This window comes from uncultured Acetobacteroides sp., from assembly GCF_963667355.2.
Taxonomy (GTDB): Bacteria; Bacteroidota; Bacteroidia; order Bacteroidales; family ZOR0009; genus Acetobacteroides.
The window spans coordinates 2,353,420-2,370,851 of the sequence record NZ_OY763328.2 but is presented as its reverse complement, the minus strand read 5'-3'; the positions used below and the strand labels follow the sequence as shown (position 1 = coordinate 2,370,851).

Here is a 17,432-nt window from a genome sequence, read left to right as displayed (position 1 = left end):
GAGGACACCCCTATATAGAACGAACGAGGCTACCCATCAGGATAGCCTCGTTTATGTTTGTACAATAACTTTCTTATGTGTTTTGAAGAGGAATAGCCTCTTCTCCCTCTCCCTTCCTCCGCGTAAAGTAGGTAAACACCCCGGCAATGGCCACAACCATCAGGATGGTGCACACAATGGAGCCCTCGAAACCGAATTTCCCGCCCGTTATGGTCGCATCCCCCAGCGACGACATCTTTAGCAGGCTGCTGGTATGGGTTCCGCTCACCGAGTAGCCCAGCACAGGACCCTGGATGAAGTTCCAGAACAGGTGAAGGCTGATGGAGAACCAAAGGTTGCGCGTAAAGATGTAGGCCGAGCCCAGAAGTATCCCTGCAAGGATAAGGTTTACCAGCGGAAGCAGATCCATTCCGTTGTTCATGATGTGCAGCACCCCAAATATGGAGGCGCTGATGGCTAGCGCCACATACTTGTTCATCCGCGTCAGCAGGTTGTTGAGGATGTACCCGCGAATGAGCATCTCCTCGTTAACAGCAACCACTACGAATAGCGCAAAGCTTACCAAAAAGCTTGCCGCATCGAACTGAAAGCCCGTAAAGCGGATTTGTCCCATCAGGTAGAGGAGCGTAGTGCCAATGCCAAACAAAAGTATGGCGCCTACAAGTCCAGCGAGGATGTCTTTCCCCCTGCCAGCAATCGAAAAGCCGAGCGAAACAAAGGTTTTCCTATCCATGTACCGGCGGAATAGCAGCGTGATAAGCAGCGTACCCGTTAATCCAAAGAGTTCGACTCCCAGAAACTGTGCTGTGCTAAGGTTGCTGAAGCTTTCGAGGTCGGATATCGAGCATCCTACGGCAAGCATCCCTACTAGCTGGAGTGTTATCGTAGAAGCGATAAATGCAATAATGTACAGCACCACCCTTGCCCATAAAGGGAGAGATGCTTTTCTTTCTTTCTCAAGTTTTTCCATAGATGTATATTGGTTTACTGATAATATTCAGCCGATAGGTTGTAAAGACGGGTTTAAGGTAGCAAATAATGTTAAATAGCGAAGGTTTATCCTGTATTTCATCGAGAATTTCTCGCTTACGCAAGCTTTCAAAACAAAGAGACGCACATAGTGCGTCTCCTCGAATGTAAAATGAATGGATAAAAAGCAAAAATATCTGCATTGCGCCCCACGGTAACAACCGTACCAGCGAGGTTTTTACGGATTATCGGGCAGCCGCTGTTGTGTCCTAATCTCCGAGGGTTACGAAACTCGTGAATTGCTGTTGGGGAGCCTAGTTTACCTTCACGAACTCAACCCTGCGGTTCTGCGCCTTACCTTCGGGTGTGTCGTTGTCGGTAATTGGTTTGCTCTCGCCCCAACCTTTTGAGGTTAGGCGATTGGCAGAAATCCCCTGGCTTACTAACTCGTTGCGAACTGCTGCAGCACGTTTCTCCGATAAGGTTTTGTTGGCTACATCGGCACCATCGCTGTCGGTATGCCCTTCGACGCAGAATTTAAGCTCGGGATGATCGTTCATCAGCTTCACCACGTAGCTAATGGTGCCCATACTCTCGGGTTTGATGGTGGCTTGGTTGACATCAAACTTGATTCCCGTGGTTACGAATTTGCCATCGGTTAATATCTTGTCGTAAAGAGGTACTGCTCCTTTCGCAATTCTAATATTCTTGATGTAGCCATTCATGTCGCCGCTTGGATTGTGAAATCCAATGGTAAATCCAACGGGGTTAAACTCAATGTTGGGGATGTTAATCACGCGAGCATCATCAATATAGGCCTTTAATGCTCTTTTGTTGAAAGAGATGGCAATATGCCTCCAACTGGGTATCGATTTTGTATCAGCGTTGGAGAAACCGGGATAGAAGCCTTTGGTTATGTTTTTACCATCGGCGGCATTTTGGTAAAAGCGCAGGTACTCCCTACCGTTGATGTTGTTGCTCTTATCCAGATTCTTCTGATTTTTTGCATCAAGTAGGAATATGCGGTAGGCGTTATTATACTTATCGTAGTAGGCGTCGAATTCGATGGTAAATGCCTCTGGAAGGTAATCCTCCTTGCTGTTCTTTAGGAGGGGAACAATGCCATCGTAGGCGTTGGTGTTGCACTTCCTAAACATGATTACGTTTTCGCCATTGAGGTTGGCGTTCTCCACGATGCCCTGCACTAAATCCCACTTACTTGGGAATTCCCCATTCTGCTCACCCTGCAGGTTATCCTCGAATATGATCTCTGCCCCCGGAACGAAGTCGTATTTTGCCCATGTTAGCACAGCCTTAGCCTGTCCTCCGGCAGTATTTGCGCGTTGCGTGGATTTGCCTTGTGGTGCAGCTTGCTTATTGTTGACATTACCGTCACCTTTTACGGTGCTGTCTATGCCTTCCTCCGTTTTGTCGAAGGCTTTATCTATTCCTTTGTTGATTCGTTTATCGGTGCGCTTCTCGGTTTCTTTTTCTACCTTTTTCCCCACCTTTTTTATTGCCTTTTCGAGAAGTTGTGCGCTCGCATTCGTCGAAAATATCGCGAACAATGCGCAGGTAACGAGTAGTGTAGCTAATCTCATAGAACGTGTTTTTGGGAAGTAAAGGAACGTTGACGGTGCTGGCCTACTCTCTTACAACAATTGCAGGGTAGGAATTGTTTTCCAGCGCTGGTTTAGCAAAAAAGCTACTACTAAAAACAATGAACGATAGCATAAGGTAAGGGGATAACGCATCTTCAATACAAAGGATTCCCAATGCTCAAAAAGGAAACGGCTGCCCGTAAAGCAGCCGTTTCCTTTTTCATCTATTAGTTTGAATCCACCGATTTACCTAAGTTGTCGAGCTTCGAATACAGATGTGATTATGCTATCATCGGTAAGCTGAAGCGCACTAAAACTCTATTTTGTAGCTGATGGATGGCAGCTTAAACACCTTCTGCTCGCGCACAAAGGCTTTCTTCTTGTAGTTGTACTCGTACTTCTCGTTTTGTGGTTCGCCAAGCATGTTGTTCAGCTGCAAGCACCAGATGCTCGAATACTTGGCCCTATTTATACGGTAGGTGAACGAGATATCAACAAACTTGCTAGCCTTATCCTGCTTTTCGAATGCCTTATGCTCGTTATATATCGGACGCATGGCTGCCATAGATGCTGCTTCGTCGAGTGGGCTGTATCGCTCACCTCCCGATACGTTTATTCTGACATTTAAGCCCAGCAAGTTATTCTTGCCCCTGCCGATAAAGAACTCTTTGCCCATCAAAATATTCCCCACAAATCTTTTGTTGTAGCGGGTGTTACGCCAAACGTTATCATCGCCCTTATACTTAGAGTCGAACACCGATGCCGTAATCAGGTAGTAGAAGTTATTCTTTAGGAATCGCTCTAGGGTAATGTCTACCCCAATGTTTTTCCCAACGCTGTTATTGCCCAGCGTCGCCTGGAAGGTTAGATCCTGCCTAAAGTTGACCATGGAGAACGAGCTGTCGGCAATTCCGGGCACGTTGTACAGATACTGGAAGTATGGCTCTACCTTAAGCCGCATAGTCTCGCTAATGCGGTAGTTGTAGGCCAGCACCACATGGTGCGCGTTCGAAAAATCGAGTTTCTTGTTGGGATACAAGGGTTGCCCATTCTTCTGCGACTTAATGAAGTAGATATTCAAATCCTCCAGCTGGCTATGCTTGCCGTAGCCAATGCTAACGGAATGCTTTGGACTAAAGTCCCAGCTTACCGACACCCTCGGATCGATACTATAATGCTGGTTCAAGCCAAAGTATTCGACCATAACTCCTCCGTTGATGCTTAACGCATCGCTGATGCTATATTTCGACTCGCTATAGCCCTGCAAATGGTAGCTCTTGCCCGATTCGTCGGCATAGTTGCGATACGATGCCGGGTCTTCATTCTCCGTACCATTAAGGTTGTAGCTATAGAATAGGGTGTTGACATTAAATCCGGTTCGTGTGCTAAGCCGTGCCCCAAATTTGGTGTTCGCGTACATGTTAAAGCTCACCTTTCCGCTATTATTCTTTATGGCGATGTCGTTCTGCAGGGTAAGCGCATTGTTAAGGCGCTGTTGGGTGAGATCTTTCAAGTCGCATGTTCCTACAATGCTCGTACTAATAAGCGTTTTGGCGCTAATCGCATACTTGTGGTTTACACCAACGGCGCCAAAGGTCTCGTCCCAGTTGTTTTTGTAGCGATCCATATCGGTTTCCCACTTAGTGCTATCCGCTTGTTCCGAGTCGCGAATGTTATCGATACCGCCGAGACCCCAGAGCGAGAAAACACCCGCCTTTGCAGTAGGAAAATTAACCTTAAAGGATAGATCCTGGTATTTGGGAATCTGATCGGTGGGTATTGCGCCTAAATCAGCAAGCAATCCAAAGGTAGAGTAGCGGTAGTTGAACAGGTACGATGCCTTAGCCCCCTTTGCGAGCGGCCCCTCCGAAGAGATGTCAAGGCCTCGGATGCCAATCTGCACCGCGCTTTCGCGTTTCTCGTTATTTCCGGTTCGCAGCTTAATGTCGAATACCCCTCCTAATACGTTGCCATACTCGGCAGGGAAAGCGCCGGTGAGGAAATCGGAGTTGGCAAGCATCTGGCTGCTGATGGTGGTTGCAAATCCACCGCCTGCAACATTCCCACCCGAGAAATGGTTGGGGTTGGGGATGTCTACCCCCTCAATACGCCAAAGAACGGTCTTTGGTGCATTACCTCGAATCACAATGGCGTTATCCTGCATGTTTCCTCCACGAGCTACACCTGCAAAAGCCGACACCAAGCGGGCTGGATCGTCAACACCACCAGCATATCGGCGTGTCTCCTCCACATTAAACGACCGTGCGCTGATGGATGCCATGCTATTAAGGGGTCTATCCTTGTTGCTGTGGGCCTTTACCACCACCTCGTCGAGCTTGTTGACCACCTCCTGCATCTCTACCGTCAGCACGACCTCTTTTCCGCTCCCCACCAGCACTTCGGAGATGGTGATGGTGGAGTATCCCACAAATCGAACCTCTATTTGATGCCTACCAATCGGCACATTGGCAATCCGAAAGCCCCCTTCGGTATCGGTAATCGCTGCAAGCGAGGGGACGGTTCCCACAACCACCACGCTTGCCCCAGGAAGCGGCATCTGCGTTACTTTATCCACAACTTTACCCTTCACCGTTTGTCGGAGATTTTGTGCCTGCGCGGCAACTGCCAGTAGCGTAAAAAGAAGGACTAAAACCTGATGCTGTACTCTCATATCAATTAATTTTTACAGATTATTCGTAAGGCGTTACCTCCTAAAGAAGGTGTACACGATAAAAATCAAAATGAAAATACTTACTAGGTTGATGAGCAGATAAAATACCCGTTCGAGTACTTTACTCCAGAAGCGTTTCGCATCTTTCATTCTGTTTTTTTTGCAAAGAATTGAAAAATGCAGGCGCACATCGCCCAAGCCGATGCGCATGGACAAAGTACAGGTACAAGCGAATAGGATAGGACTGCCAATCGGCAGCCATTCAGTAGATTGTCGGTTTATCGAAGAGTAGACTTTTTCTCCGCCAAATATTGCGATGGGGTAATGCCGGTGTGCTTTTTGAACACTAGATTGAAGGATGACTTGGAGCTGAAGCCCGAATCGAGAGCGATGGCAAGGATGCTTAGGTGCTGGTTGCAGGTGGCAACCGCGCGCTCCTTAAACTCCTCAACCCGGTACTCGTTAATGAAGTCGTAAAAGTTCTTTCCCTCGTACTGGTTGATGATTTGCGAGAGGTGATTCACCGATACGTCGAGCCGAACGGCTAGGACGCTTAGGCTAAGCTTTGATTCGAGGTAGAGCTTATCCGCCTGCATCAGCTCCAGCAACTTTTGGTGGTGCTGCTCGGCGCTTTCAACCTTTAGCCCCGATTTTTTGTACTCGCCGTTGGGGTTGGCTTTGGTATCAGCAATCTGCTCCTCATCATTTATCGTTATGCTGCTGAATATCCCTTCCTGCCTAATGCCAAAGAAGCCCAGTAGGAATATGAAGAGGATTATCTCGGCATAGAGGACCAGATCGACATTAAAGGTGAACGGGTAATCAAATAGGCTTTGCAGGGTGGAGAAGAATGCAACCGTACAAAAGATGAGCGCGACCCCAAGGATGCAGTAGCGTAGCCAGCCCAGGCTAATCTTCTCGTCAAACGAAAAGTTTGCATGGATCAGCTTTTCGACCTTGCCAATCAACCTAAAGGATAGAATGGAATACGTAATGCCGGATACTACGAACGCCACTAAAGCAACAATACTGAAGGTACTATAGGCGTCTAGCTGTCCATGATGTAGCATAATCTTCTGCTCGGCAGTGTAGAAAAAGAAGAAGGGGAACATGTACAGGTAGCAGAGGAGCGCAGGAAGAAAGTGGGCGTAGTCGGTCAAACGGAACTGCTGCTCCTTTCTAAACGCAAATGCTACGTATAGGTAAAGCAAAGGGCCGTGCAACAGGGGTACAGGAAGCGTAGCCCCTACCAAATGCGGATAGCGATCCCAAAAACCAAGCTCATACAGGTAGTAGCTAAAAAGATGAATCCCAATGACGAACATCCAGATGCAAAGAATCTTATCGGATAGGGTTTTGTTCTTCTTTGTAAACAGCAAGAACTGAAGAAAAAAGGCGAGGAATATCCCAATTACAAATAGGTTGTTCATTCTTGGTTAACGTGCTACTATAGGTATATAAAATGTTAGGCCTAGCGGTACTACTGAAGCAACAAATATAGGTGCTTTAGGTAATGCACGAAATACGAGGGGGAAAATCATTACCAATTATTATCGCAGGCCTACCATACCCTACAAAAGTAACCAATTGTGGCTGTTACTCGATACGAAGATTACCGCTACGATGCATTGGTGCAGCGGCAGGGTTGTAGAGCAAAAGGAGTGGATTGAAATTCCCCGCATAGCAATGCGGGGAAGCCACAGGGAATTCGTTTTTAAAAATATAAGCACAAAATTCAGCTAAGTCTTGAATGCTGCTTATGATTTTAGCCGCGAACTTTTATTCTTTTCTATCCTTTTTGTAGGGCAAAAAGGATCAAAAACCCTTGGCACGAATTAACTCGCTCGGTCGCGGAGGAATGGCGCTACCTCAAATGTGGTAATCGCCCTAAGACCGTTACAGCATTGAGGAACATTGTGGAGGCGACCTCACTCAAACAGGGATTCGTGCCAGTCTGGTATGGCTGCGCCATGGTGTCTACGGAAGAAGGTTGTTCAGTGATACTACGTTTGCCTGCCGTTGTTAAGCGAGCTAATATGGGAAACCATTTTATTCTGAGGTTTATAAAGACCTCTTCTAGAACAAGAATCTTAAAAGTGAAATCCCATGAGGGGAAGCCATACGCCATGAGATCTCCCACTCAAAATGTTACATCTAGGGCTTATAGGGCTTGCCAACCACTAGGCGATTGCCCGAAAGATCGACCTCAAACAGATGGGGCACCCGATGGTAGCGACCACCAATATCCTTGTGGCTATGGGCCGACATGAGCAGCTTGCCATCCAACGTGCGGAACAGCATTCCATGTCCAAAATTAGGAGGCGTAATGGGCTCGCTCTCCTGGATCCATTTTCCGCTTAGGGTTCCGTTATCCGAGTAGGCCACTCCCTGCGTGTACACATCGTAAATCCAGCTGGTCCATATCATTCCCAGTCGGCCGGTGGATGTTCTAAACAAAAAGGGGCCATCGGTTACGCGGTTGGGATGGATGCGGCCATCCTTGTCCTTTTCGCGGCTCCATGGCGAATCGCTGGCCCGGAATAGCACTCTGCCGCTGCCTATGCTGCCGCTTAAGTCGGGCTTTAGCTCGATGCTCTCGATGGTTCCATTAAGATTCTGCAGCCACTCGTAGCAGTATACCATGTAGGGCTTGCTGTTGGTATCCATCCAGAAGGTACCGTCGAGGGTAGGCTTATTGGACGGAAGGTAGGTGGAGTCCTTCATCGGAACGTACGGGCCATCGGGCCTATTGCTTACCAGAATGTGCGAGGCGCGGCGTTCTATGGCAATCCCATTAACGGTATCAATCTTTACTGCGGGGTTGGTGAAGGTGGCAAAGTAGTAGTACTTGCCCTTGTAGGGATGAATCTCCGCCGCCCAGATCATCGGAGCTGGCCCCATCCACGATTTGGGATTGGTTTTGGCCACCACGTAGGGGCCATCCCAGTACTTTAGGTTCTTGCTCTTCCAGAGGAGCCCTCCAGTGCCGGTCATGTAGTACATATGCGTCCTGCCATCGGCTAGGATGTAGGGATCGCTTAACCGGATGGAGTCGAGCGGCACATGCTTTTTAATGATTGGGGCTGATTGGGGCTGCGCAGCCGATGCTGCAGCGGATATAGCCAAGCCTAGTACGAATAGCCATTTCATGCTCTAGTGTTTAGCGGCATTATGCCAGTGTATGCTAGCAAACGTACCACTTGCCCGGCATAGCAGCAAGCGCATGATCGTTAAAAATGGCGCTTCGCCCCTGCCCGACCTGCCGATGGGCTGTGCATAGCGCCGAATAGAGGATTGCACCCCTTGCTTGTTCCGAAATCGCCATACCAGCTGATAGTATACATCTTACGAGAGGCCTCCGACATGGACAAGGACAACCGGCAGAGGGTAGGAGGCTCCACTGTCCATTGACAGGTGCCACCATCAACCCTGGTGGTAGGTAAGCTACGGATTCATCTCCGTGTTGTACGCACGGTTGCTACTCGCTTCTCGTTTTTTTGCTTCTAATCTCGCATCCTTAATCCAACGAGACGCATGCAATGCACTGCTGTCCGCTAAAATAATTTAAGGTTTGAATTGCTTACAGGTTGAAAGTTCTCCGATAATTCAGCCTTGGCTAGGAACTCTTTTAGGTTCTCCTTTTCAAAAAGCGAAACGCTCAAGATTCGAAGTAATTCAAATGGCGATGACTTTGACTTCAATTCGACACCGACTAGAGCTACCAAGCAGTAGGCGATAATGCCTACATATATTTGGATTTTTACAGAGTTTTCGGAAGTTCCGTAAAATTGCTTTATCCTTAAATGCTGCTTTATCCATTTGAAGTACATCTCAATTTGCCATCTACACTTGTATAGGTATGCGATTTTATGCGCCTCTAAATCGAGGTTATTCGTAAAGAATTCTAGAGTTGCTTTCTTCTCTTCGTTGTAGTAGTAGATTATTCTCAGAGGTTTTTGATACCGAGCTTTCGCCCAACGATTCGACAATCTTATTTTTAAGTCGCGTAAAATGCCTTTTTCATGGACATCGCAGCTACATTCCTCTATAATTTCGAAGTTCATTTTCTCTTTCCTTCGCACTACAAAAAATGCACCTGCTTCATCGATTTTGTTAAGAGATAACAGTTTGACATAGGCTTTGTCGAAAATGTAAAATGCATCCGGTTCGTATTGAAAGTAGTCCATAACGCTTTGATCCCTGACGTCATGGTCGGTGATTACATTGTAAACCGGAATGCTTGTAAGGATGTCAAACATGGTGTGAACCTTAATTCCTCCTTTCCCATTTTGCACCTTGGACCACGAATACGCTTCCCATTTTAAAGTAACTGTTGTTGAATCCAACGCAAGCACACGATGAGGGATTCCCTCCATGAACAGCCCTTCGATGTTACCCCTTTTATCTTGAGCTATCTTAACAACTCGTTCAGCAAATAGCCGAAATATTTCCACATTTCGCTTCTCATTTGCTTCAGACAGCGTTGTGCGGCAAACGCTTTTGCCAAAGCCTAAACGATAAAACTTTGACCGATGCGCATTAAGCGATCCGATGATGTCGCGTAAACTTTCCCGGGCTGTCAGCTGAGCCCACAGCATAACCAAGAAATGGTTCCAGCAGGTAAACGATTTTATGTACTTGTTGCCATCGTACTTATTGACCAAATATTCGAAGTAGTCCTCAGGCAAGAACTGGCATAATTGCTTAAAAATATAGGTTCCACTATTCATTGCTTACAGTTTGTAGCTTGTCGCAAAAGTAAGCATCTGATATGTTCCGACTTTATCGCAACTGAATTAGCAATTAAACATCAATGTGTTAGTAGGTGTTTTAATAATATTTCCCGGACACTAGTGCATGCAATGCGTCTCTACCCCTAGGAATCTCATCTTTAAAATTTACGCTACTCTATTTCGAAGGATATCCCCCGCCGGCGGGGGGTAGGGGGTGGATTTTTTTAGAAGTGTATAGCAACAATTGGTATCAAGCTTTTACCTCTAACGCCTATTTTCCTCCCCCTTCCCCCTCCAAAGGGGGATACGCTTTGTGCTACGGCTTACTGATTCCTTTACGTCAACCTTAATTATGATCGATGTTTTTTTAAAAGCGATATCCCTGGTCTCTACCCCCATGGGTATCGCTTTTAATAATATAAGCACAAAATTCAGCTAAGCCATGAATGCTGCTTATGATTTTAGCCGCGAGCTTTTATTCTTTTCTGTCCTTTTTGTAGGGCAAAAAGGACCAAAAACCCTTGGCACGAATTAACTCGCTCAGTCGCGGAGGAATGGCGCCACCTCAAATGTGGGAATAGCCCTAAGACCGTTACAGCATTGAGGAACATTGTGGAGGCGACCTCGCTCAAACAGGGATTCGTGCCAGTCTGGAATGGCTACGCCATGGTGTCTACGGAAGAAGGTTGTTCGACAATACGACGTTTGCCTGCCGCTATTAAGCGAGCTAATATGGAAAACCTTTTTATTCTGTGGTTCATAGAGGACTCCTCTAAAACAAGAATCTTAAAGGCGATATCTCTGGTCTCTACCCCTGCAATGCTGATTCGAGCTGGGTAGAAACGCGATGTTCGCGTCTCTGGACAACTTTAAAAATGGATTTTACCCCAAATGCTTGCCAACAAAACCTACAATCATCGCTGGGCAAATCCTAAACGCGAAATCCCTGCTACTCGCTCCAGATGCCGTGCTTAAACAGCTGGAACCATTTCTCGATTTTCGCTTCGTCGTAGAGCTCTATTGCCCTAAATACCTCACGGGAAAACTCTATTGGGAATGATCCGCAGGCGGTGATTACGTTTTTGCCGGTTACCGCGGGCTCGTTTTGGTAGTGCTGTTCGCCACGATAGCTTGGAACTACCGCTTTTAGGTAGCCGAGGTCGTTGCTGGTATGGGCAAGCTCATCGAGCAGCCCCAGCTCTGCCAGCCGTGTTGTTGCGGCACAGATTGCGGCTACGGGTATTCCCCTCTTAAACGCTTCGACGACGAGCTCCGACACCTCTTCATTCTTCCCTTTCTCCCAGGTTGTACCTCCAGGAAGTATGAGCATGGCCAAATCGTGGAGGCCTACGTCGGCAACCGACGCTGATGGCTGTACCAGCATGCCACCCATAGAGGTTACCGGCTTTGCATCCTTCGAGATGTAAACCAGCTCGAATTGCTCGCTTCGGTTAATCTCGGGCGTAAGGTAGGCGATCTCCCAATCGGAGAATCCATCAAATAAAAACACTACAATCTTCTTCATCACTTATTAATTACTTTATCAAATCGGCTATCTAGGCAAACGCTCAGGTCGGTGGTTACCAATTCGCCGTTGTAGAACAGGCTGAATATGGTGGCGGGCGATGGAGCGGCCTGCGCCTGCTCCATGCTGTCGAGCTTGACGATGGTGAGCGGTAGATTCCGCTTCTCGGCGGCCTCTACCAGCGAGGTTCTTACGTGAAACTCGGTAAACGGGCAGCGGTTGGTGTAGTAGGCCACCAGCCCTTCGGTATTGCTGCATCTTCCGCTTCTTGTAGCATCCTTTAGCTGGGGGTTGGGGGCCTCGGGGTTGAGCTTTCGCACCAGCAGGGCAATCCCCGTTGACGTTTTGTCGCAGATCTCGAAGCCCTGCCGTAAAAGCCACTTGGTGTCGCTCATAAACGGCAGCTTGCTGGTGCCTGCTACGGTTACCAGCCCATTCTTTCCCTGCGATTGGGCATCGTCGAGCGCAAGACGTAGCAGCTCCTTGCCGTATCCCCTACCCTTGTACTGCCCCGATACCCAAAAGCACCCTACATGCAGGTATCCGGGGGCATCAACGGGCACCCAGGCCTTTTCAGCCGGACCGTACTCGATAAATACCTTGGCCCGCGCATCTATACGCCGAAAGACGTAGCCGTTGCCGAACTCCTGCTTTAGCCACTCCTGCTTAAGAACGTATCCTTCCCGGCATTTCTTATCGGAAAAGGCGCAGCAGATATGCTCGCTGTCGATATTCGACCGGTCTAGCGCTACTATTCGCTCCATTTTCTTGCGTTGCTTTAATATGCTACCAAAGATATGACATTCGGGATGACAACCCTATGTCAGCAGGGGGTGGAATTTTACTTGTAGTTCGAAAAATTAACCTGTTAGGCAAAGGATTTAGCCCATGGCTGCCAGCAGAAGAGGTGTGCTCGTGCCAATAGCCTACACCAGCACATGCTCAACTCACCCCTAAATCCCCTCTCTTAGCCGAGTGGTTGACTAACCTGCCAATTTAGGTCTCACTTACAGCTACGGCTATTAAAACAACCACTGCTCGGCTAATAGAGGGGACTTCCTGCTCTCCGATTAGGCACTACCCTTTATCCGTGCCACACCCCCCTCTTTGCGAATGGCAAGCATACACCTTTTTCGGATGCTGGTAGCCCAAAGCCATTCGGAGAGAGGGGGATTGGGGGTGAGTCGTAGCTGCGTGGTGATTAGCGGCTGTTTTTTTAACCACAAAGGGCACAAAGGATGGCACTAAGGGCACAAATAAGAAGCCTCCGTGCGCTCTGTTCCTCCGTGTCTCTGTGTTGAAAAAATAGCAGAACCCCTACCTCCCGTCTAAACGGGAGGATAACGTGCTGCTATTATGCCGTTACTCGTTAATAATTAGCGAATGCATCTAAATCTCAATACTTACAATTGCACAGAACCATTATTACTATTCTCAGTGCCCTACGTATCGTCCTATCTCTGTGTTAGAAAAGTAGGAAACCCACCCCTACCCCTCCCGCGGAGGGGATAACGTGCTGCTATTGTGTGTTATCCTGTAATCATTAAATAAATGCCTACAAATCTCAGACCTTACAATTGCACAAGAACATTCTCCAAAACCTCCGTGCCATCTGTACCTCAGTGCCTCAGTGCTGAAACCAGCAAAATAACCTCTACACCTCAGCGCTAGGCACCACAACGAAAAAGGGGAGCCCCCGCTCCCCTTCCCCATATCCCCACGATCAACCTAGGCCTTTGGCTTTTGGTCGTTTTTCTTCTCCTCGCGCTTTTTCTTGAGGGCGGCTTGCCGAACGGCCTCTGCCTTCTCGAATTTGGCGTTATGGATGGCAATTTGTCCATTCAGCTCCACCCACTTGCTACCCTTTTCCTCGCTGGCACGTATCCCTATAAAAACCATTAGGTTGCTGGCAGCCTTTATGAACTCGCCACGGATGCTCGAAGCGGTAACATTTTCTTCCGATTCGAGCTCCGTTACGATGGCCTGCAGGTGAGTCGATTCGCACAGGGCATCCTCGTCGAGCAGCTGCTTTACCTTCGCTTCCATCTTAAGGGTAGCAATAGCGCCGGCGTAGTTCTTCTGCTTCATATCCTGAATAAAGCTGTTGATCATGCCCGTTGCGCCGCTGTACGAGTTCTTCGAGAATTCGGAGGCGTAGCGTACAAACAGCGCATTAAGCAAGCTGGCAGCCTCGCGCTCGGCAGCGACGTTGGAGTTCAGGTAGCTCTTTGCGCCTAGGTTTACCGCCTGGAACGAACGGCCTCGTGCCTTAACGTACTCCGCCAGCTTATCGGTAAACGGATTCTTACGCTCCTGCAGGTGACCCAGTTCCATGCGATTAAAGGTATCGGTGTACACCAAGTAGGCGTTAGAGGCGTACAGCTCGGGAAGTTCAATTGATTTTAGGATTGCGTTAAAATCCTTAGCGTAACCTACAATCGAGCTGATTACGCTTCTTCTCAAAAACGACAAAAATTTTGCCATAACGATTTGTTTTTTAATTAAGAGAGTAGATTGTATTTATGATGGGGATATTGCAGAGGTGGTGGGTGAGATACCGGGCACCGTAAGGGAATCCTTACACCCGTTGGGCAGCGGCAATGCGCTGCGCTTAGATTGGTTTTGCCACGCCATGCGGCACGATTGGCGATCGGCGGAGTCGACATTTACTAACCTTACATAGTATGCCATACTTCTTGCTTTATTATTTCTGGTTAAGACTATATGCTGCGACCATTTTACCCAAACATATTTTGGTAAAAAGACCTATTACTCCATTTTTACCCATTTTCACCGTTGCAAACGGACATATTGACAGCAATAGTACCATTTGCACCTGTATTTTTTAATATTTCGGGCTCATTTACCCATTTGTACAAGTAAAAACGGATGTTTCACCACCATTTTATCTTTTTGTACAAGTATTTTTATATAAATCACCGCTCATTTATCCATTTGCACCGTTGCAAACGGACACATTGGCAGTTGGAGGTTCTTTTGCACTTTTTTGTCTGCCCCGATAGCCGCTCATCCTTTCATTTTCTCCGCTACAAGCTGTTGTTTACGCTAACGAAGGTCGGTTTGCACCCGGTGGGCCGGCTATCTGCCTCCAAAACCGTTGAAAAGTTATATAATATTCAGCTAACAAACAAATATTTTATCATTTTTTTCTTGCATAAAGCGCTACTCCATAGCGCATAGTGGCCTACAGCACATTCTAGCGCCATTTTTTATTTTATACAGATGTGCGTTGTGGGGGATTTTTTTATAACTTTCGAGGGTTGACCTATAGTATATCCATTATCTGAAGAATTAGAGAGTCAGAAATTCGTCGAACTCCATTCAGAGGGTATTGTAAAACTTATGGTTGAAAGTAATCTTTGTATGGTGAAAATAAACGCTATAAAAGATACGCTTTAAAACAAATTGTTAACAACACTAAATGGAAAGGAATATGATTAACGCATTTGATTTTTTTGCTTTTATATTTTTCCCTTATATACTTGTAGTACTAGTTTTTATCATAATTATGGTAATTCTCAGAAAACTAAACTTCAATGATAATGGAGAAAGAAAAAATAATTGGCGAAAACTGACACCTGATTTATTAAGTCAACAGATAGAGTATCACAATAATGCCACATATAAAGCCTTTGAGTTTTATATCAAAATGATTCTTGCTATTATAGGTGGAATTTCTATTCTGGCAATTTCAACGGATAAGAATGTAGATAATTTAAAAATTTTAGTAAAAACAGGTGGATTAATAATCTATCCTGTGACATTGCTTTTTTGTTCATTAGTCATAAATCATCAGCGAGCGAAAATAGAAAGGTGGAATAAATCATTTAAATGGCATGAAGTCTTTATGTGGAATGAGTATTGGTTTGTTACGATTCCTGTTCCAATTGCTGTTTCACTTAACGAAATAGTAATCCCATTAATAATTAATAATTTGAAATAAAGTTTAATGCACAACACTTTGGATAAGTAATGGAAGGGAAGGTGCTAAATAGTAAAGTTTGTAGCTTGCTTCAAACTGCGTCCCAGCTTGACAGAAAACCTCAGTTCAACTGAGACTCATGCCTCAGTCAAATCTATACTGCAGGCTATAGCCTGCAACGATAGAGTTTACGAAGGCAAGAGACTTCGCCAAATAAGGTTAGATGTATAAATAATTACTGAAAGCCTAATTAAGCAAATAAACAACAAATCATATGGACATTCTAGAAATTTTGACAAAAGCAATTAATCAACGGAAACCAATAATATTTGAGTATGATGTTGATAATAAAGTAAAAGGTAAAAGATATGGACATCCTTATGCTGTATTTACACATCCTACTAGTAACAATGTGATGGTTCATATATATCAAACAGATGGTGTTTCTGACACTAAAGATGAAATACCAGGTTGGCGTTCTCCATTATTAATGCACATCAAAAATATTGAAATACTTGAAAATAAAGAGTGCTTTGACATTTTGGGAACATATAAATCTAACTCACCAATGTATTCACGAGTATTTGCTAAAGTATAATGAGTATTCAATATCAAAAAGAGATTTTTAATAATGGCATATTATCTCTGCACATTAATATTGCAGGTGTTGACATAAACAATGTTACAAACAAGGATGATTTTTCATTATCGATTTATGCATTAAATAGGTCAACATTCAAATCTGTATTTTCTGAGTCATTAAATTTTGAACAAGCAAAGGCTATATACACACATTTAAATAGTATTTCTATAATTAGAGAAGATGGATTAACACATACAAGTGAATTTGTAGAAGTCACAAATAATGTAAAGGATATATTATCTATTATAAATAAAGTTGACAGTTCATTAGTAAAGTCAATATTAAGCAAAGTTGATGCTAATGATAAGTTGAAGTTAGTATTAGAAGCTCTTACAGAAAGTGAAATACAAAATCTTCACGCTTCTATTCAACAAACCAATCATCAGAAATCTTTAGTTAATCTAAGACAGTTACTTGACTTAGAAGAAAAGACTATAATTACTGATACAATTAATAATTTTGACAATCTTATAGAATATATTGCAGGTCAATCTGAAAAGATTTTTCAAAATTGGATTGAAAAAAATATCTGGACATTAGGGGTTGACTATATACAAAAACATCCAGCACGCCAAATTGGAATAAACTCTGAGAGCGATCTAATAATGGAAACTACTGACGGGTTTATTGATTTGATTGAATTAAAACGACCAAAATTTAATTTGTTTGACTATGATCAAAGTCATAAAAGTTATTATCCATCAAAAGAACTTTCAAAAGTAATTGGACAGTGTATGCAATATTTAAAAGTCTTGGATGATTACAAACTAGTTCTTGAAAAACAGCACAGATTCAAACTGCTTAAACCTCGTGTAAAAATAATCGTAGGCAGAACCAACAATTTTAATGACGAACAATTTGAGGCATTAAGAATGCTAAATTCAAGCCTAAATCACATACAAATAATTTCATATGATTATTTATGTTTATGTGGTGATAATATAATTTCATATTACAGTAGACAACTAGAAAAACAATAACAAGATAATAACAAAAAATTTATACTCAGCTAAGCGAAGTATAATTCAATACACAAGGCTTTGCGAATATGTAATTCCATCGAACATTGTCAGAATCACAGATTCGATGGATTAAAGAATTACACGGATAGCCATTATGGCGCTGAGATTACCGTTAGCTACGTGGAACACCACCCGTGAAATCGGCGAAATCCAATTAATCCGTAATTCGGAGGATAAGGGAGGTGCGCATTGCCTATTGTAGCAGAAAGATAGGTATTACAAAACCACAATCTTAGAAAGCTATAACCGATACAAACAAATATATCAATGAAATACACAGGTTTTGACGTAAATGGAGAACAGTTTGAATTCCATAATTCAATTG

The 17,432-nt window shown here is 45.0% G+C and carries 13 protein-coding genes; 3 read left to right on the top strand and 10 right to left on the bottom strand.

What is annotated here, in order from left to right:
- Positions 1 to 73: 73 nt before the first annotated feature.
- The 10 genes from ACHZA1_RS09785 to ACHZA1_RS09740 all read right to left on the bottom strand — a co-directional run bounded on the left by ACHZA1_RS09785 (position 74) and on the right by ACHZA1_RS09740 (position 14,190).
- On the bottom strand, positions 74 to 970 hold the full coding sequence (locus tag ACHZA1_RS09785; RefSeq protein ID WP_320051694.1) for a type II CAAX endopeptidase family protein: 897 nt from the start codon (positions 968 to 970) through the stop codon (positions 74 to 76).
- A gap of 313 nt (positions 971 to 1,283) precedes the next feature.
- Complete coding sequence (locus tag ACHZA1_RS09780; RefSeq protein ID WP_320051693.1) at positions 1,284 to 2,570, bottom strand: OmpA family protein; 1,287 nt, start codon at positions 2,568 to 2,570, stop codon at positions 1,284 to 1,286.
- A gap of 310 nt (positions 2,571 to 2,880) precedes the next feature.
- Complete coding sequence (locus ACHZA1_RS09775) at positions 2,881 to 5,241, bottom strand: TonB-dependent receptor (protein ID WP_320051692.1); 2,361 nt, start codon at positions 5,239 to 5,241, stop codon at positions 2,881 to 2,883.
- 278 nt (positions 5,242 to 5,519) lie between these two features.
- Entirely contained in the window at positions 5,520 to 6,671 is a 1,152-nt protein-coding gene (locus tag ACHZA1_RS09770) for a helix-turn-helix domain-containing protein (protein WP_320051691.1), read from the bottom strand.
- 724 nt (positions 6,672 to 7,395) lie between these two features.
- A complete protein-coding gene (locus tag ACHZA1_RS09765; protein ID WP_320051690.1) occupies positions 7,396 to 8,391 on the bottom strand; it encodes a glycoside hydrolase family 43 protein in 996 nt (331 codons plus the stop codon).
- A 404-nt stretch (positions 8,392 to 8,795) separates the two neighbouring features.
- Positions 8,796 to 9,971 (bottom strand): IS4 family transposase, encoded by a 1,176-nt coding sequence (locus ACHZA1_RS09760; RefSeq protein WP_320051689.1) that lies wholly within the window; start codon positions 9,969 to 9,971, stop codon positions 8,796 to 8,798.
- 952 nt (positions 9,972 to 10,923) lie between these two features.
- On the bottom strand, positions 10,924 to 11,499 hold the full coding sequence (locus ACHZA1_RS09755) for a type 1 glutamine amidotransferase family protein (protein WP_320051688.1): 576 nt from the start codon (positions 11,497 to 11,499) through the stop codon (positions 10,924 to 10,926).
- The gene (locus ACHZA1_RS09750; protein ID WP_320051687.1) at positions 11,499 to 12,263 is read right to left on the bottom strand and encodes an N-acetyltransferase; all 765 of its coding nucleotides are present in this window, start codon (positions 12,261 to 12,263) and stop codon (positions 11,499 to 11,501) included. The genes ACHZA1_RS09755 and ACHZA1_RS09750 overlap by 1 nt, the downstream gene beginning before the upstream one ends.
- Before the next feature lie 964 nt (positions 12,264 to 13,227).
- Positions 13,228 to 13,983: a DUF6261 family protein gene (locus tag ACHZA1_RS09745; RefSeq protein WP_320051686.1), complete on the bottom strand. Its 756-nt coding sequence runs from the start codon at positions 13,981 to 13,983 to the stop codon at positions 13,228 to 13,230.
- Positions 13,984 to 14,019: 36 nt separating this feature from the next.
- Complete coding sequence (locus tag ACHZA1_RS09740) at positions 14,020 to 14,190, bottom strand: hypothetical protein (RefSeq protein WP_320051685.1); 171 nt, start codon at positions 14,188 to 14,190, stop codon at positions 14,020 to 14,022.
- Positions 14,191 to 14,953: 763 nt separating this feature from the next.
- Between ACHZA1_RS09740 and ACHZA1_RS09735 the strand changes: the two genes are divergently transcribed.
- From ACHZA1_RS09735 to ACHZA1_RS09725, 3 genes are all read left to right on the top strand, one after another.
- Entirely contained in the window at positions 14,954 to 15,463 is a 510-nt protein-coding gene (locus ACHZA1_RS09735; protein ID WP_320051684.1) for a hypothetical protein, read from the top strand.
- 253 nt (positions 15,464 to 15,716) lie between these two features.
- On the top strand, positions 15,717 to 16,040 hold the full coding sequence (locus ACHZA1_RS09730) for a hypothetical protein (RefSeq protein ID WP_320051683.1): 324 nt from the start codon (positions 15,717 to 15,719) through the stop codon (positions 16,038 to 16,040).
- On the top strand, positions 16,040 to 17,065 hold the full coding sequence (locus ACHZA1_RS09725) for a Shedu anti-phage system protein SduA domain-containing protein (protein WP_320051682.1): 1,026 nt from the start codon (positions 16,040 to 16,042) through the stop codon (positions 17,063 to 17,065). Before ACHZA1_RS09730 ends, ACHZA1_RS09725 begins: the two co-directional genes overlap by 1 nt.
- Positions 17,066 to 17,432: the final 367 nt, after the last annotated feature.